The organism is Mycobacterium sp. E3339, assembly GCF_001666915.1.
Lineage (GTDB): Bacteria > Actinomycetota > Actinomycetes > Mycobacteriales > Mycobacteriaceae > Mycobacterium.
Genome location: NZ_LZIZ01000026.1, coordinates 1 through 17,502 on the forward strand (window position 1 = coordinate 1; position 17,502 = coordinate 17,502).

Here is a 17,502-nt window from a genome sequence, read left to right on the forward strand (position 1 = left end):
TTCTCGTGCCGGTGCCGTGCGCCTCGATGTAGTCCACGTCGCCGGCGCCCAGGCCGGCGGCGTCGAGCGCCCGCCGGATCACGTCCGCCTCGCCGGAAGCCGACGGCACCGTCTGGCCCGCGGCGCTGTGCCCGGCGTTGCCGGCTGCGGTCGCGCGGATGACGGCGTGGATGCGGTCACCGTCGCGCAGGGCGGCCGGCAGCGGTTTCAGCAGCACCAAGCCCCCGCCCTCGCCGCGCACGTAGCCGTCGGCGCGCCGATCGAACGCGTAGGTGTGGCCCGACGTCGACAGCGCGCCGAATTCGCGCTCCAGCATTGCCGTTTCGTCGGCCAAGTTGAGGTGGACGCCGCCGGCGGGCGCTCGACGCCGCCGGCCTGGGCGCCGGCGACGTGGACTACATCGAGGCGCACGGCACCGGCACGAGAATCGGTGACGAGGTGGAGGCCCGCGCGCTGGGGGAGATGTTCGCCGAGCGCGGGCAGCCGGTGAACGTCGGCTCGGTCAAGACGAACATCGGCCACGCCGGCGCCGCCGCTGGGATCGCGGGCCTGCTCAAGGCCCTGCTGGCCGTGCGGAATTCGGTGCTTCCGCCGAGCCTGCACCACGCCGACCCGAATCCCGGGCTCGAGCACCTGCGGGTCAACACCGCCGCGTCGCCCTGGCCGCCAACCGAGCGCCCGCGCCGCGCCGGAGTGTCGTCGTTCGGCATGGGCGGCACGAACGCGCATGTCATCGTGGAACAGGCCCCCGCGCAACCGAATACAACCGCGGGCGCGCGGGACGAAGCGGGACCGGTGTGGGTGCTGTCGGCCCGCTCGGAGCGAGCCCTGGCCAACCAGGCGGGCCGCCTGGCGGAACACCTGGCCGACTCGGGGCACAGCGCGGCGGACATCGGGTGGTCGTTGGTGACGACGCGATCGGTGTTCGAGCAGCGGGCGGTGCTGGTGGGCGCGGACCGGGAGGCGTTGACGCGCGGCCTGGCCGGCCTGGCCGCGGGGGAGCCGGCGCCCGGCGTGGTGGTCGGCCGGGCGGGGCCACCGGGGCAGACGGCGTTCGTGTTCACCGGCCAGGGCTCGCAGTGGTTGGGAATGGGACGCCAACTCCACGGACGGTTTCCGGCCTTCGCGCGCGCGTTCGACGAGGCCGCGGCGGCGGTGGACGCCCAGCTGCGGGCGCCGCTGCGCGCGGTGCTGTGGGGCACCGACGCGGAGTCGTTGCAGAACACCGAATTCGCGCAGCCGGCGCTGTTCGTCCTCGAGATCGCCCTGACCGCGCTGTGGCGGTCCCTGGGTGTGACGCCCGACGTGGTGCTGGGCCATTCGGTCGGGGAGATCGCCGCCGCGTGTGTCGCGGGCGTGCTGTCGCTGGACGACGCGGCGCGGATCGTGACGGCGCGGGGCCGGCTGATGGCCGGCTTGCCGTCCGGCGGGGTGATGGTGGCGGTGGGTGCCGGTGAGGCCGAGGTGGCCCCCCTGCTGGGCGGCGGCGTGAGCCTCGCGGCGGTCAACGGGCCCAACGCCGTGGTTCTTTCCGGTGAGCGGGCCGCCGTGGGCGCCGTCGTTGAGCGGTTGGCGGGCCGGCGCACGCATCCGCTGGCGGTCTCGCACGCGTTTCATTCGGCGCTGATGGAGCCGATGCTCGACGAGTTCGCACACCGGGTGGCCGGCATTGAACCGAAGCCGCCACGAATGTGCTTGGTGTCCAACGTTTCCGGTGAACCCATCGGGCCGGGGTACGGGTCCGCCGACTACTGGGTCGAGCACGTGCGCCGCCCCGTGCGCTTCCTCGACGGCGTGCGCGCCGCCGAGGCCCGGGGGGTCACGGCCTTCGTCGAGGTGGGCCCGGGCGGGGGGTTGAGCGCGGCGGTGGACCAATCGCTGACCACCGACCTGCCGATCTCGGTGGTCACCATGGCCAAGGACGGTCCCGAGGTCGCGTCGCTGCTGACTGCGGCCGGCCGGCTGTTCACCGCGGGCGTCGCCGTCGACTGGCCGGCCGTGTTCGCCGGCTCGGGGGCGCGGCGGATCGACCTACCGACGTATGGCTTTGTCCGCCAACGGTTCTGGCTCGGCGACGCGCGGAATGCACTGCCCGCCAAGCCGACCCGATCGCCCGACCTGGCCGAACAGTTGCACGCCCTCCAGCCGGGTGAGCAGCGCCGGCGGCTGGTCGAGCTGGTCTGCGAGCACGCGGCCGCCGTGGCGGGGCATCCGGACGGCCGGGCCATCGACCGCGATCGCGCCTTCGCCGATCTGGGTTTCGATTCGCTCACCGGCGTCGAGCTGCGCAACCGGCTGACCACCGCGACCGGGCTTGCGCTGTCGCGGACCCTGATCTTCGACTATCCCTCTCCCGCCCAGCTGGCCGAGCATCTGCGCCAGCAGCTGTTCCGCGGCGACCGAGGCGAATCCGACGAGGAGAAGCTGTGGTCGGCGCTGCGCAAGATCCCGATCGCGGAGCTGCGACGAACCGGACTGCTCGACAAACTCCTGCTGCTCGCCGGCCGGCCGGAAGGCGTTGGCGCCGAGCCGGTCACCGACATGATCGACTCGTTGAGCCCCGAAGCTTTGATCGCGATGGCGCTCAACGCCGGCGAGGACGAGGACGCAAAACGATGAAATGCCAACGCAATAAGACACATGTCGAATACAGCGAATTTTTGCCGGATCACCGGGAACCGCCTAGACTTTCCGAAATAGCGAAAGTCCCGTGTGAGCTGGGATGTAAGCAAAAGGGTTGGGCATGAGCGTCATCGCGGGCGTATTCGGGGCGTTGCCGCCGCACCGCTACAGTCAGGCCGAAATCACCGACCAGCTCGTCGAATTCCCCGCGCTGAAGGAGCACGAGGAAATCGTTCGGCGGCTGCACGCCGCCGCCAAGGTCAACAGCCGCCACCTGGTCCTGCCGCTGGAGCGCTACGCGTCGCTCACCGATTTCGGCGAGGCCAACGAGGTCTTCATCGAACACGCCGTCGAACTCGGGTGCCGGGCGCTGCTCGACGCGCTCGACGAGGCGGGCCTGCAGCCGCAGGACATCGACATGATCGCCACCACCACGGTCACCGGCGTGGCGGTGCCGTCGCTGGACGCGCGCATCGCCGGACGGTTGGGCCTGCGCCCGGACGTGCGCCGGGTGCCGTTGTTCGGGCTCGGCTGCGCGGCCGGCGCGGCGGGGGTGGGCCGGCTGCACGACTATCTGCGCGGCGCGCCGGACGGCGTCGCGGTCCTGGTGTCGGTCGAGCTGTGCTCGCTCACCTTCCCGTCGGTCAAGCCGACCGTGTCGGGCCTGGTGGGAACCGCGATGTTCGGCGACGGGGCCGCGGCCGTGGTCGCCGTCGGCGACCGCCGCGCCGAGCGGCTGAGCCCAAGCGGGCCCGACATCGTCGATTCGCGCAGCCGCCTCTACCCCGAATCGCTGCACATCATGGCCTGGAACGTCGATACGACCGGGCTGCACCTGGTGATGTCGCCGGAGCTGACGAACCTCATCGACCGCCACCTGGCCGACGACGTCAGCCGGCTCCTCGGCGCCCACGGGTTGACGAAGGATGACATCGGCGCCTGGGTGGCGCACCCCGGAGGCCCCAAGGTCATCACCGCGATCGGCAACAGCCTCGAGCTGCCCCCGGAGGCCCTCGAGCTCACCTGGCGCTCGCTGGGCGAGATCGCGAACCTGTCCTCGGCGTCGGTGCTGCACATCCTGCGGGACACCATCGCCAAGCCGCCGCCGGGCGGCAGCCCCGGGCTGATGGTCGCGTTGGGACCCGGGTTCGGCTCCGAGCTGGTGCTATTGCGCTGGCGCTAGGCCGATGGTGGCGAGCCGCCAAGACGAACGACGTCGACGGTCAGCCCCGGCTTGGGGGACAGCGCCGCAAGGTTGGCCGCGCGGATCCGCTGCTCGGGCATGCGCAGCGTGGTCCGGGCGATCAGGCGGGCCAGCATGACGGTCATCTCGGTGGTGGCCATGGCCGCGCCGATGCAGCGGTGCAGCCCGCCGCTGAACGGGATGAACTCGTGGGGGGCGGGCTTGCGGTAACCCGGGGCGTCGGAATCCCACCGCTGCGGACGGAACTGCGTTGGCTCCGGCCAGATTTCGGGGAGCCGATGCGTGACGTACGGGCTGAAGATCAGCAATCGGCCCGCCGGGATGCGGTGGCCGTCGAAGGACAGGTCGCGGATCACCCGGCGCGCCGAGATCACCCCGGGCGGGTACAGCCGCAGGGTTTCCTGGACGACGCCGTTGAGGTAGGTCAGCGCCGTGAGGTCGGCCGCGGCCGGGGGGCGTCCGTCGAGCACGCGCGCCACCTCGCCGGCGGCGGCGTCCCACGCGCCCGGCTGGGACAGCAGCGTGTAGATCGCCCACGCCAGCGCGCCGCTGGTGGTCTCGTAGCCGGCGGTGATCAGCGAGATGACGGCGTCGCGGATCTCGTTGTCGCTCAACGCATATCCCTCGTCGCCGCGGCCGTTGATCAGCATCGTCAGCATGTGGTCGTCGGGGGAGGGCTCGGCGCGCGCGGCTGCGATCTGGGCGTCGATCAAGTCGTCGATGCGTCGACGGGCGGCCACCGCCCGCCGCCAGGCCGGGGCGTTGAGCCGTTGCTGCAACGCGACAGCCTGCGGCAGTTGGTGAGTCAGGTCCAGCAGCGGCTGCAGTTGGCGCCCCAGGAAGTCCGACTGGGCGGCCAGGCGCGGCCCGAACAGGCTTTCGGCGGTGCTGCGCCGCACCGCGGAACGGCACTCGCGGTAGATGTCCAGCCGCTGCCCGGGCCGCCAGCCATCGATCACGGCGTCGATGTTGGCCACCATCGTGGCGACGTAGTCCTGGATCTGCCGGTGCCGCAACCCGGGCGCCACGACGCTGCGCCGGCGCCGGTGGTCGTCGCCGTCGCTGACGATCAGGGCGGTGGGCCCGTCGACGATGGCGAGGTTCTGAAATGTCAACCGCCAGCTGAACGCGTCGGCGTTGGCGAACACGAACTTGTTCGCCTCGGCCCCCAGCAGGTAGGTGTAGCCGCGCCGGCCGACCCCGGCGTCGATCACCGCGCCGCGCCGCCGGTACAGCGCCAGCAGGGCCTCGCCGGGCCGATAGGTCACCGGTTTCATTCCAGCGCCTCCGACAGCTCCAGCCAGCGGCTCTCCGTCGAGGCGACCTCGTCCTCGAGCGCCCGCAATTCCTGGGTGAGCCGGTTGATGCCGACGTGGTCCGACTGGTCGTGCCCTGCCAGTTCGTGGTGTTTGTCGGCGATCCGGTCGGCCAGGCGGGCGAGCTGGCGGTCGACGCCGGCCAGCTCCTTCTCCGCGGCCCGGCGCCGGGCCCCGGACATGACATGTTCCGGAGTCGAATCCCGCTTCGCCGCCGGCGCCGCGGTGCGCTCGGCGGCCAGCCGCAGGTACTCGTCGATCCCCCCGGGGAGGTGCCGCAACCGGCCGTCGAGGATGGCGTACTGCTGGTCGGTGATCCGCTCCAGCAGGTAGCGGTCGTGGGAGACGACGATCAGGGTGCCCGGCCACGAGTCGAGCAGGTCCTCGGTGGCGGTCAGCATGTCGGTGTCGACGTCGTTGGTCGGCTCGTCCAGGAGCAACACGTTGGGCTCGGACAGCAGCGTGAGCATCAGCTGCAGCCGTCGCCGCTGGCCGCCGGAGAGCTCGCCGATCCGGGCGGAGAGCTGGCCGCCGGCGAACCCCAGCCGCTCCAGCAGCTGGGCCGGCGTCACCTCGCGCCCCTCGACCTCGTACCCGCCGCGCAGCCGGCCCAGCACGTCGGCGATGCGGTCGGCGGCGAGCCCGGCCAGGGCGTCGCCCTGCTGGTCGAGCACGGCCAGCCGCACCGTCTTGCCGCGCTTGACGCGCCCGGCGTCCGGGGTGATGCTGCCCGCGATCAGCCCCAGCAGCGTCGACTTCCCGGCGCCGTTGGCGCCGACGATGCCGGTCCGTTCGCCGGGGGCGATCCGCCACTCGACGTCGCGCAGCACCTTGCGGCCCGCGAAGGCGACGGACACGTCCAGCAGGTCGATGACGTCCTTGCCGAGCCGGGCCGTCGCCAGCTTGGCCAGCTCGACGGTGTTGCGCAGCGGCGGGACATCCGCGATCAGCTGGTTGGCCGCCTCGATGCGGAATTTCGGCTTCGACGTCCGCGCCGGCGCGCCGCGGCGCAGCCAGGCCAGCTCCTTGCGCATCAGGTTCTGCCGCTTGGCCTCCGCCGTGGCGGCCAGCCGGTCGCGCTCGACGCGCTGCAACACGTAGGCCGCGTAGCCGCCCTCGAACGGCTCCACGATCCCGTCGTGCACCTCCCACGTCGTGGTGGCGACCTCGTCGAGGAACCAGCGGTCGTGCGTCACCAGCAGCAGCCCGCCGGTGTTGCGGGCCCAGCGCTGGCGGAGATGCTCGGCCAGCCAGGTGATGCCCTCGATGTCCAGGTGGTTGGTGGGCTCGTCGAGCGCGATGACGTCCCAGTCGCCCACCAGCAGCCGGGCCAGCTGAACCCGCCTGCGCTGGCCGCCGCTGAGCGTGGAGATCCGTGCGTCCCAATCGATGTCGGACGCCAGGCCGCCGACCACGTCGCGGACCCGCGCGTCGCCCGCCCACTGGTGTTCGGGCGCGTCGCCCACCAGCGTCCAGCCCACCGTGCCGGCCGGGTCCAGGGTGTCCGCCTGGCTCAGCGCGCCGACCCGCACGCCGCTGCGCCGGGTCACGCGGCCCGAATCCGGGCGCAGCTCGCCGGTCAGCAGCCGCAGCAGGCTGGACTTGCCGTCGCCGTTGCGCCCGACGATCCCGATGCGCGCGCCGTCGTTCACGCCCAGCGTGACCGATTCGAAGACCAGCTGGGTCGGATATTCGAGGCGGATGGCCTCGGCTCCCAATAGGTGCGCCACTGGCCCGACCCTACTGCGGTTATTCCAGGGTCAGCAGCGCCCGGTCGATCGCGCTCTGCGTCTCCGCCGACGCCGTGCTGGCCACCGCGTCCAGGAAGCGGCTGGCGAGGTCGCGCACCTTCAGGTTGGTTTCCTGGGAACGCCACACCAGGATGTCGAACGCCCGCTCCGCGGTGATCCCATACGCGGACATCAGCACGCCCTTCGCCTGTTCGATCCGGGCGCGGGCGTCGGCCACCGCCGACAGCACGTCGGTGATGTCGGCGTGCAACGAGTCGGTGACGTCGACGTAGAACCCGGACGTGCCGATCACGGTGCCCTGGTCGTCGACCATCCGGTCGCCCGCGACGACGACGCAGTGGGTGTGCCCGTCGGCGTCGACGATGCGGTGCCGGCTGCTGAACGGCTTGCCCCGCAGCACCCGGTCCAGGACGGCGGCGACGCGCTCGCGGTCGTCCGGGTGCTTGTGCTTCAGGAACAGGTCCGTGGAGGGCTCGACCTGCCCCGGCCGGTAGCCGTGCATCCGGGCGACCGCGTCCGACCACTCCCAGCGGTGGTCGGCGAGAAAGAACCGGAAGCGGCCGACGCTCTGCGGATCGCCAAGGCCCAACACCAGGTCGACCGCGTTGAGGCCGTGGTCTTCGACGACGTCGGACATGAGCGCGTCGCACGCGCTCGCGTCGCGGGTGGGCTCGCCGTTGCGTCGCTGAACGGCTTCATCTTCAAAGTTCACGGTCATCGCGCGCGGCCTTTCAGATGCGTAACTATGTCCTACGGGTATCAATGCCCACTTTTGCGCGAAGCCATTCACCTATCAGGCTTTTATCAGGCTTTCCGGTACGGCTCGGCGTCGGCGTGTTTGAACTCCAGGCCCAGGCCGGGCCGGCATTGATCCGGCCGCAACGCGCCGCCGTCGGGGGCGAGGGCCCCGTCGAACAGCATGTGCTCGATGCGGTGGTGGTCGTGGAAGTACTCCAGGTGCCGCAGGTTGGGGATCGCGGACGCCACGTGCGCGTGCAGGTTCGGCGCGCAGTGCCCGGACACGTCGACGTTGTGGGCGGCCGCCACGGCGGCGGCGCGCAGCCAGTCGGTGATGCCGCCGCACCGCGTCACGTCGATTTGCAGGCAGTCGACCGCGCCCGCGGCGAGCATCCGGTTGAAGTAGGCCAGGTCGTAGCCGTACTCGCCGGCGGCGACGTCCGGCGACACCTGGTCGCGCACCTCCCGCAACCCGGCGAGGTCGTCGGAGGACACCGGTTCCTCGAACCAGGTGACGTCGTGGTCGGCCATCGCGTGGGCCACCCGGATCGCCTGCTTGCGCCGGTAACCGCCGTTGGCGTCGACGTACAGTTCGACGTCCGGTCCGATCACCTTGCGCGACAGGGCGATTCGATCGAGGTCGCGGCGCTCGTCGGAGCCCCATGACTCGCCGATCTTGATCTTGACGCGGGGGATGTTCCACTCGTCGACCCAGCGCTCCAGCTGGGCGCGGGTGGTGCGCTTGTCGTAGGTGGTGAAGCCGCCGCTGCCGTAGATCGGCACCGCGTCGTGCGCCATGCCGAGCAGCCGGCACACCGGCAGGCCCAGCAGCTTGCCCTTGAGGTCCCACAGCGCGGTGTCGACGGCCGAGATCGCGCAGGACACCAGCCCGGGGCGCCCGTTGTTGCGCATCGCCCGCACCATCGCCTGCCACCGCCCGGGGACGTCGAGGGCGCCGTGCCCGGTGATCTCGCCGGCGAGCGGCCCGTTGATCAGGGGTGCGCACGCGCCGTCGGCGTAGGTGTAGCCGATCCCGCGCCGGCCGCCCGCCCCCACCTCGGCCAGCACCAGGGTGGTCGACGACCATGACAGCGTGCCGTCGGCTTCCGGTGCGTCGGTGGGGATTTCGTAGACCCGCGCGCTGACCTCGGCGATGCGGGCGTCGACGCTCATCGGGTCAACCGGCGCGCCGCGAGCCACGCGCCCAGCCCGGCCGCGCCGAGCGCGCCGGCGCCGCTGACGGCCGGGTGCTGCGACGCCCACAGCTGGGGGCTCAGCGCGTGGGCGTTGGCGTCGAACCCGCCGTGGGCGCCGTGGTCGCTGCCCGGCTCCTCGTCTTGCGGCTGCCAGAGGTTGTGCGGCCGCCCCGCGCCGACGGGCTGGTCGGTCTGCTGCGAGTCGTATCCGGTGCGGCCCAGGTAGCGGTCCAGCAACGGCGCGACGAACTTCTGCGCCAGCAGCGTCACCATGGTGCTGTCGCCGACCCAATACTGTTTGCGCCCAGGATGATCGGCGGCGTACAGGACGCCGCGGGCGGCCACCTCGGGCTGATAGATCGGCGGCACGGGCTGGGGGTGGCGCGGCAACCGGGACAGCACCCAGGAGAACTGCGGGGTGTTGACCGCGGGCATCTGGGCCACGGTGATCCGCACCTTCGAACCCTCGTGCAGCAGCTCGCAGCGCACCGATTCGGTGAACCCGTTGATGGCGTGCTTGGCGCCGCAGTAGGCCGACTGCAGCGGAATGGACCGCTGGCTGAGCGCCGAGCCGACCTGCACGATGGTGCCGCGGTCGCGCGGGCGCATCTTGGCCAGCGCCGCCATGGTGCCGTGCACATAGCCGAGATAGGACACCTCGGTCACGCGTTTGAACTCCTCGGCGCTGATCTCGCTGAACGGCGCGAACACTGAGGTGAAGGCGACATTGACCCACACGTCGATGGGGCCGAAGGCGGACTCGGTCTCCTCGGCGGCGGCGACGACGGCCGCGTGGTCGGCCACGTCGGTGGGGATGGTCAGCGCCTTGCCGCCACCGGATTCGACGTCGCGGGCGGCGCCGTCGAGACCGGCGGACCCGCGGGCCAGCAGGGCGACGTTCGCCCCCCGCCGCCCGAACAGTTGGGCGGTGGCGCGGCCGATTCCCGCGCTGGCCCCGGTGATAACCACTGTCTGCGTCATTACAAATCCCCTTTCCGATCAGTCATGGTGGACGCCGTCGTCGGCGAGGGTGGCCGTGCATTCGAGCATCAGCGCGTGCGCGAACGCCTGGGGCAGGTTGCCGCGCAGCTGGCGCTGCCGGACGTCGTATTCCTCGCAGAACAATCCGGGCGGCCCGCAGGCGGCGCGGTTGCGTTCGAACCAACGCATCGCGCAATGCGCATGTCCCAGTTGGTGTTCGGCGAGCGCCATCATGAATCCGCAGAGCAGAAACGCGCCCTCGGCGTCGCCCAGGTCCCGCTCGTCGTGCCGGAAGCGGTACACGAATCCGTCGTCGGTGAGTTGCGTGCGTACGGCGTCCAGGGTGGCGCGGGTGCGCGGGTCGTCCGCGGGCACGGCGCCGCGCACGGGCGCCAGCAGCAGCGACGCGTCGACCCCGGCCAGTCGCGGGCTGCGTTGCCAGTAACCGCCCTGCGGGTGCAGGCCGGTGGCCGCGGTCTCGGCCAGGATGGCGTCGGCCAGCGAGGCGCAGGCGGCCACCTCGTGGCCGCCGCCCGCCACCTTCGCGATGGCGCGCAGCCCGGCCACGCACGCCAGGCGTGACTGCGTCCAGTGCTCGTCGTCGATCTCCCAGATGCCCGCATCCGGTTCACGCCAGCGCTTTTCGATCGCCCCGATAGCGGTCTGCGCGGCCCGCCAACCCTCCGGGTCGAGCCGGCCGGCGTCAGCCGCCCGGGCCAGCAGCTGCAGCGCCTCCCCGAACACATCGAGTTGGAATTGCTGGTTCACCCAGTTGCCCACCTTGTCGCTGCCGCCCGGGTAGCCGGGCAGGTCGAGGGCTTCCTCGGCCGGCACGCTCTCCCCGGTGACGGTGTAGGCGGGCTTGAGGTCGGGGCCGTGTTCGAGCAACCGGGCACCCACGAATCCGACTGCCCCGTCCAGCAATTCGGTCGCCCCGACGGTCGCGGCGGCGACGCCGGCGTAGACCTGGTCCCGGATCCACGCGTAGCGGTAGTCGTAGTTCCGGTTGGAGTGCGCGCGTTCGGGCAGGCTCATCGTGGCCGCGGCGACCATGCCGCCACCACTGCTGGTCAGCCCGCGCAGCACCGCGTAGGAGTGCCGCCCGTCGCGGGGGGCGATGGTGCAGTTCAGCTCCGGCATGCTGCGGTGCCACGCGGCCGCCGTTGCGTCCCAAGCGATGTCGGGATCCTGCGGCCGCTCGGGCAGCGCGCGCTCGGAGAGCTCCAGCACCAAATCGTGCTGACTGCCCTCGTCGACGGTGATCTCGCAGGTGAGCAGTTCGCCACGGCCCTGGCCCTTGACCGCACGCGCGTCGCAACCGCCGAGCCAGCGCCACCGCAACCGTCCCGACTTACCGCTCCACACCCCGTCGTCGACGCTCAGGTCACCGGGGCCGTGCCGACCGAACCCCGCGCTCGGCTGCAGCGCCACCCGCACGCGGGCGGTCCCGCGGCAGCCCAGCAGGCGGCGCAGCAGCACCACCCGGTCCGGGTCACCCGGAAAGGCCAGCGCCTCACGGCATTCCACGATGCCGTCGCGGGTGATCCAGCGATTGCGCCAGATCAGGCTGCCCGGCTCGTAATAGCCGCCCCAGACGTGCCGCACATCGGTCGGCGTGACCGCATACACCCCGCCACCACCGATGAGGTTGGAGAAGACGGCGTCGGAATCCCAGCGCGGCGCGCACATCCATGCGACGTCGCCCTGGGGGCCGACCAGGGCGCCGCGCTCGCCGTCGGCGAGTAGCGCGTACTCGCGCAACACCCGGGGCGAGTAGGTCGCCTCGACGTCGATCGTGCGGTCAGCCACGGACCCCGGCCTCCGAGGGCCGCCTCGCCGGGGCGTCGCTGCGGATCTTCCCGCTCGCCATCCGTTCGGCCAGCCGCGAGGCCAACGCCATGATGGTCAACGCGGGGTTCGCCGAGCCCTGCGTCGGGCACACCGAGCCGTCGGCGAGGAACACGTTGGGAACGCCCCACACCCGGTGATCGGCGTCGACCACCGAGTTGTCCGGGCGGGTGCCCATGCGGGCCCCGCCGATCAGGTGGGCGAACCGCTCGATGGTCAGCACGTCCTGGGCGCCGGCCGCGTGCAGGATGTCGCCGATCACCTTGGTGGAGTAGGCCATGTTGGCTTTGTCGTTGTCGCACAGCGTGTAGTCGAACCGGGCCACCGGCAGGCCGTAGTGGTCGGTCTCGTCGGCGAGCGTGACGCGGTTGTCCGGCTGCGGCAACAGCTCGTTCAGCACGCCGATGGTGGCCCAGTGGTTGTAGTCGCGCATGTACTCTCGCAACGCCCGGCCCCAATGCCCTTCGGCGAGAACGTGTTCGGCCCAGCCGATCGGCATCGGGGACACGGTCTGGATGGCGAAGCCGCGGGCGAACCCCCGCGACGCGTCGGTCTCGTAGAACTGCTCCGAGGACACCTCCGGCGGAGGGGCCTTGTACATCCGGACCTCTTCGGACCATCGGCCCGCGGACTGCGTGGCACCCTGCACCATGACGTAGCGGCCGACCTGATCGTCGTTGTTGCCCAGACCGTTCGGGAACCGCTCGCTGGCGGAGTTGAGCAGCAGGCGCGGGGTCTCGATGGAATACCCGGCGATCGCGACGACTTTGGCCCGTTGCAGCCGTTCGGTGCCGCCGGCCTCGTCGTAGTAGACCACCCCGCGCGCGGCGCCGGTCTCGTCGAGCTCGACCCGGGCGGCCATGCAGTTGGCGCGGATCTCCACGGAGTGCGCCAGCGCATCCGGCAGGTGCGTGACGTACGGGCTGGCCTTGGCGTTGACCTTGCAGCCCTGCAGGCAGTAGCCGCGGTAGATGCAGTGCGGGCGGTTACCGAAGGTGCCGTTGACAATGCCGACGGGCCCGACCCTCATCTCGATGCCGAGCTGCATGGCGCCCCGCCACAGCTTGGCCGCGGCGCCCGAAATCGGATGGGGGGAGAAGGAATACCGATGGGGATAGCCCCAGGGCCAGTTCTGCCCGGCCACCGGCAACTCCAGCTCGATGCGCTCGTAGTGCGGGCGGATGTCCTCGTAGTCGATCGGCCAATCCGCCCCCACGCCGTCGAGCGTGTAGGTCTGCAGGTCGCTGGGATGGAAGCGCGGGGTGTAGCCCGCGTAGTGGACCATCGAACCGCCGACGCCCCGCCCGGAGTTGTTCTTGCCCAGTTCGATTGGGTCGTCGCCGCCGATGATCCGCTTTTGCGTCCAATACAGGGCGTGGGAGCCCGCCTCGTCGGAGACCCAGTCCTCGTCCGGATGCCAGAACGGGCCCGCTTCGAGGATCACCACCCGCCAGCCCGCGCGCGCCAGCCGTTGGGCGAGCACCGATCCGCCGGCGCCCGCGCCGACGACCACCAGATCGACCTCGTCGTCGTCGGCGTAGCGCCGCATGGTCTTTTCGCCGGGCAGGTCGCGCGAATGCACGTCGAGCAGGAAGCGCGAATCGTTGTCCTTCGGTCCGACCGCGCCCCTGAGCAGCCCGCGGAGTCGATCGCCCATCACAGCTCACCGCGCTGAACGACGCGAACCGGGTCTTCGTCCGTGGCACCCGGCCTCTCGAACGGCTCGCGTGCGGCTGCGGGCCCGGTCGCGCCGCCGAGGCGCATGAAGCCGCGCGGGTAGGCGGGCCCGCCGAACCCGATCTCGTTCCAGGCCCATGGGTGGGAGTAGAAGCCGGACAACACCATTCGCATGCACACCGACCATGCGCGTTTGACATTCAGGCGCGCCCAGGCACCGCCGTCCAGGTCGGCCCTGGAGAACTTCTCGACGATCGCCTCGCGCGTCTCGGGGTCGGCGTCGGCGAACGATGCCTGGCCGTAGCGGCTGGAGGCGGTCTCGTCGAGGCCGCGCAGCACCAGCCGCCACGTGTCGCGGTCGTCGGGCATGTCGGCGTACTGGTAACCGTCGAGCCGCCCGTCGGCGAGCTTGGAGTCGACGGACTCGGGCACCGGCACGCGGGGTTCGCGGTCCTGCGCCAGCGCCGTGTCGCAGAACGCGCGCAGGCACGGCTCCTCTTCGGCGGTGAAGAACCGCAGTGGGCCCGGCGGTTCCAGCCGGGCCAGCACCACCTTCTTGGTGGCTGCGTCCCAAGTGTCGGTGGTCTCCAGCACGTCGTAATCCGGGTAGCGCCCGATCATCTGGGGCGTGACACCGCGGCGCTGCTTGGGCAGCCAGGACGGGTGCGGGGGTTTGCGATCCGCGCGCAGGTTGGGCAGGTGATCGGGGCGTGAGGTGTCGGCCATCGCGCTCAGCCCCGGAACCTTTCGCGCCGCAGGATCGAGGCCAGCAGTCCCATCGCCCCGACCATGCACATCAACCCCGGCGCCACGATCGGTGGGCCCATGGGCACGTTGTAGGACGCGTTCTTCCACCCGCCGGGTTTGCGGGCCACGCCCCGGGCGTGCAGGTATTCGCCCAGCAGGCCGTTGGCGGTGTAGACGCCCGCCGTGATCGGCAACCAGAGTTTGGCCCAGCGGCGCGAGAACACCCCGCCGATCCCGGCCACCACGACAGGTGGCGTCACCACGATCGGGCTCCACATCCACTTGTTGCCGAAGCTCGCCTTGTAGTGCTCGAAATAGATTTCCGCCGTCGTGACCGCGGCCGCCATGGCCGTCAGCCCGGACAGCGAGCGTTCGAAGCGACCGTGCGCGACGTTGTAGAACGCCCGCTCGGCGAGGTGTTCGGCCTCGCCCGTCCGCCGTCCGCCGTTGCCTAACAACAACATCTGGTTTCCTTCCTGACTGGTCAGTTACTGGAGACGCCGATGAGTGCGCGAAATAGGTTGCAAAAGAAGACGTTTTGGGTGCCGAGCCTGGCAAGTTGCCGTACTGCCCATGCGTCACCTCACCTGGAGAAACGAAACACGCCCAGGCGGCCACCGCGCGATGAAGGCTCGCGATGACCGGCCCAGAGAGCTGGCACGCCCAGCTGTGTGTTTCAACCGAAGTGGTCCCGACGGCGCGTCGTGACCGAGGCGCACCGGGTGCGTACCCGATCCCCGACGCTGTAAACAGTCCGACCGGTGTCGGATGGTGGCGTGTTCCTGTCGGTCCCGTCCGGTAGTGTCGAACACATGTTCGAACGATGGCACGCGTCGCGTCCGGCGCCGGAGTCGGCGGTCCTGCTGGGCCGCGTGCGGGACGCCGGGCGGGCGGAGGCGCGGGCGGCCGCGGAACGTTTGGTCGCGGTCGCGGACTTGCTGATGCTGCGGTGCCGGGAGTCGGGGGAGCGGGCGGACTGGGCGGCCGACGCGTGGGATGCGGTGGCCGCGGAGGTGGGCGCGGCGTTGGGCTGCAGTGTGGCGATGGCGCACAGCTATCTGCGGTATGCGATGGCGATGCGCGAGCGGCTGCCGCAGGTGGGCAAGGCGTTCCAGGCCGGGGACATCGACTATCGGGCGTTTCAGACGATCGTGTTCCGCACCGACCTGGTCACCGACCCTGGGGTGTTGGAGCGGGTGGACGCGCGGGTCGCGGCGCTGCTGTCGCGACGGCCGTCACTGACCCGCGGCGGGCTGGGCGCGGCGGTCGACCGGGTGGTGGCGCTGGTGGACGCCGACGCCGTGCGGCGGGCCAAGGAGGCGATCGACGATCGCTTTGTCGACGTGCAAGCCAATGAGTCGGGGATGGCGTGGCTGACGGGCAGCGTGTTCGGCGCCGACGGGCATGCCCTGGATCGGCGGCTCGACGAGTTGGCCGCCGGCGTGTGCGGCGCCGATCCGCGCACCCAGCGGCAGCGGCGGGCCGATGCGCTCGGCGTGCTGGCCGCCGGTGCGGATCGGTTGGGTTGTCAGTGCGGGACGCCGGGCTGCGACGCCGGTGGGCGCACCGCGAGCAATGTGGTGATCCATGTGGTCGCCGAGGAGGCCGCGGTCGGTGGCCGCGGCGCGGCCCCGGGTGTGCTGCCCGGCGTGGAGGGGCTCGTGCCGGCCGAGGTGATCGCCGAACTGGCGCGCACGGCCAAGCTGGTGCCGCTGAGCGCCCCGGCGCAGGCCGAGCCACGCTACATTCCCTCGGCCAAGCTGGCCGACTTCGTGCGGTGCCGGGACCTCACCTGCCGGGCGCCGGGCTGTGGTCGCCCGGCCGTCGACTGCGACATCGACCATACGATCCCGTACGACGAGGGTGGGGCGACGCATCCGTCGAACCTGAAATGTCTTTGCCGCCAACATCATTTGCTGAAAACGTTCTGGGGCTGGCGCGACCAACAGTTGCCCGACGGCACGCTGATCTGGCGGCTGCCCGGCGGGCATACCTACGTCACCACCCCGGGCAGCGCGCTGTTGTTCCCCAGCCTGTGCGCGCCGACCGGCGACGCCCCGGTTCAGACGGTCGTTGAGCGTTGCGGCGAACGCACCGCAATGATGCCGCGGCGCAACCGAACCCGCGCCCAGAACCGCGCCCACCGCGTCGCCGCCGAGCGTCGACACAACCGCGACGCCCGGTCGGCTACCCAACCCGCAACCCCCGGCCCCGCGCCGCCGGACGAGGACCCGCCGCCGTTCTGACTGCGGGACAAGGGTTCAAACGGACTTGGTGACGCCGACGTAGGAGAGCACCACGTCGGATTCGTCCGTCTGCTGGGTCAGGGTCGCATACGACCGGATGAACGACTGACCCACGCAGCCATCGATTTTGACGTGAAAGCCGGTGATGATGACGCGGGGATGTGGGCCCTTGAATTCCTTCCTGGTCACCGGCACGACGAGGATCACGCCGGGTTTGAGGCCGACGGTGACCACCCCGTTGAACGGCGTGGTCACCAGCGGGATGAAACCACCGGCCAACGGGAAGCCGATGCCCGGGTTGACGCCGGCGCTGCCCGCCATCGTGACGCCGTTGGACGTGCTCATGTCGATCCCGCAGCCGATTTCGTAGCCCACCTCGAGGACGCCGGCAGGGTTTTCGAGCCCTTCCAGCGAAGCGGCGAATGTTCCGCGAGAGAGATATTCGCGAGACGAGACCGCGGTCGTCAGCGGCGCTATCGGAGTCTGCGACTCGTCCTTCGCCCCGAGGGCCAAGACCCAGCCCTCGGGCGTCGTGAAGGTCACCGGGTCGGACGAGGGAATCCGCCCCTCATCGGGTGCCGCTGCGGAGGTAGCGGCGGCTTCTTCGGCGTCGGGATCCGCCAGCGTCCGAGGCGCCGGGATCGCCGACATGACGATGCACGACGCGAGGATCGCGGCGCGACGAACGACCACGGCTACCGGCCACACGACGACACCGTAGGTACGGCACGAGCACGGTCGCGAAATTTGCTGGCCGTCTCGCCGAAGTCGTTGTGCGTTCGTGACCGTTATGGGACCGGAAATCCCGCACCTGCCTCGTTTGCCAGGCCGGTAGAATCGTCAGCTTGGAGTAGGGGACGACAGGAGTGCCGCGATGAGAACTCACCCGCTTGTTCGCGGACTGCTGCTGGCCGCGGCGGTGGGCGTGATGACTCTGATCGGCTGCGCCGGCGCCGGCGCCGCGCGCGCGGATTCGAATGTCTTCGGGGCGCCGGGGCCGTCCCTCCTCGACCAATTGGTGACCTCGACCCCCGCGCTGACGGTCGATCCGTCCGACGAAGCCAAACCCTCGAGGGGCTCGAACGCCGTCGGCATGTTTTGCGAGAACCAATTCGCGCACTGCCACTAGACCCCGCGCCCGGGCAAATTGCCTGGCCAGGCCCGCCAAGATCGCCG

The 17,502-nt window shown here is 70.9% G+C and carries 14 protein-coding genes and 1 pseudogene; 4 read left to right on the forward strand and 11 right to left on the reverse strand.

Going from position 1 to position 17,502, the window contains the following annotated elements; genetic code table 11:
• Positions 1-316, reverse strand: a 316-nt coding sequence (locus A5702_RS01770; RefSeq protein ID WP_369817850.1) for a beta-ketoacyl synthase N-terminal-like domain-containing protein, incomplete at its 3' end; no start/stop codon positions are given.
• Positions 317-351: 35 nt separating this feature from the next.
• Between A5702_RS01770 and A5702_RS01775 the strand changes: the two are divergent.
• Positions 352-2,619 (forward strand): annotated as a pseudogene (locus tag A5702_RS01775) (type I polyketide synthase); the annotation flags it as partial.
• Positions 2,620-2,743: 124 nt separating this feature from the next.
• Positions 2,744-3,805, forward strand: a complete 1,062-nt coding sequence (locus tag A5702_RS01780) for a type III polyketide synthase (protein ID WP_067823268.1) — start codon at positions 2,744-2,746, stop codon at positions 3,803-3,805.
• Here A5702_RS01780 and A5702_RS01785 read toward each other — a convergent pair.
• The 9 genes from A5702_RS01785 to A5702_RS01825 form a co-directional block, all read right to left on the reverse strand.
• Positions 3,802-5,094 (reverse strand): cytochrome P450, encoded by a 1,293-nt coding sequence (locus tag A5702_RS01785; protein WP_082955914.1) that lies wholly within the window; start codon positions 5,092-5,094, stop codon positions 3,802-3,804. The two genes, A5702_RS01780 and A5702_RS01785, sit on opposite strands and share 4 nt — an antisense overlap.
• 5 nt (positions 5,095-5,099) lie before the next feature.
• Positions 5,100-6,872 (reverse strand): ABC-F family ATP-binding cassette domain-containing protein, encoded by a 1,773-nt coding sequence (locus A5702_RS01790; RefSeq protein WP_068217750.1) that lies wholly within the window; start codon positions 6,870-6,872, stop codon positions 5,100-5,102.
• 19 nt (positions 6,873-6,891) lie between these two features.
• Positions 6,892-7,611, reverse strand: coding sequence for a PAS and ANTAR domain-containing protein (locus A5702_RS01795; RefSeq protein WP_055405357.1), 720 nt, complete (start codon positions 7,609-7,611; stop codon positions 6,892-6,894).
• Positions 7,612-7,697: 86 nt separating this feature from the next.
• Positions 7,698-8,804: an enolase C-terminal domain-like protein gene (locus tag A5702_RS01800; RefSeq protein WP_068217754.1), complete on the reverse strand. Its 1,107-nt coding sequence runs from the start codon at positions 8,802-8,804 to the stop codon at positions 7,698-7,700.
• A complete protein-coding gene (locus A5702_RS01805; protein ID WP_068217756.1) occupies positions 8,801-9,808 on the reverse strand; it encodes an SDR family oxidoreductase in 1,008 nt (335 codons plus the stop codon). The genes A5702_RS01800 and A5702_RS01805 overlap by 4 nt, the downstream gene beginning before the upstream one ends.
• 18 nt (positions 9,809-9,826) lie before the next feature.
• Positions 9,827-11,617, reverse strand: a complete 1,791-nt coding sequence (locus tag A5702_RS01810) for a glycoside hydrolase family 15 protein (protein ID WP_068217759.1) — start codon at positions 11,615-11,617, stop codon at positions 9,827-9,829.
• Positions 11,610-13,313, reverse strand: a complete 1,704-nt coding sequence (locus tag A5702_RS01815) for a GMC family oxidoreductase (RefSeq protein ID WP_068217762.1) — start codon at positions 13,311-13,313, stop codon at positions 11,610-11,612. The genes A5702_RS01810 and A5702_RS01815 overlap by 8 nt, the downstream gene beginning before the upstream one ends.
• Positions 13,313-14,059, reverse strand: coding sequence for a gluconate 2-dehydrogenase subunit 3 family protein (locus A5702_RS01820; RefSeq protein ID WP_055405660.1), 747 nt, complete (start codon positions 14,057-14,059; stop codon positions 13,313-13,315). The genes A5702_RS01815 and A5702_RS01820 overlap by 1 nt, the downstream gene beginning before the upstream one ends.
• Positions 14,060-14,064: 5 nt before the next feature.
• Positions 14,065-14,544: a hypothetical protein gene (locus A5702_RS01825; protein ID WP_068217765.1), complete on the reverse strand. Its 480-nt coding sequence runs from the start codon at positions 14,542-14,544 to the stop codon at positions 14,065-14,067.
• Between the two features lie 348 nt (positions 14,545-14,892).
• Between A5702_RS01825 and A5702_RS01830 the strand changes: the two genes are divergently transcribed.
• Positions 14,893-16,326: an HNH endonuclease signature motif containing protein gene (locus tag A5702_RS01830; RefSeq protein ID WP_068217813.1), complete on the forward strand. Its 1,434-nt coding sequence runs from the start codon at positions 14,893-14,895 to the stop codon at positions 16,324-16,326.
• 15 nt (positions 16,327-16,341) lie between these two features.
• On the opposite strand, the gene A5702_RS01835 is transcribed toward A5702_RS01830, so the two are convergent.
• Positions 16,342-16,977, reverse strand: coding sequence for an MspA family porin (locus A5702_RS01835; RefSeq protein ID WP_055405561.1), 636 nt, complete (start codon positions 16,975-16,977; stop codon positions 16,342-16,344).
• Positions 16,978-17,200: 223 nt separating this feature from the next.
• Between A5702_RS01835 and A5702_RS01840 the strand changes: the two genes are divergently transcribed.
• Positions 17,201-17,455 carry a hypothetical protein gene (locus A5702_RS01840; protein WP_068217768.1) on the forward strand — a complete coding sequence of 85 codons (255 nt, stop codon included), beginning with the start codon at positions 17,201-17,203 and terminating at the stop codon, positions 17,453-17,455.
• Positions 17,456-17,502: the final 47 nt, after the last annotated feature.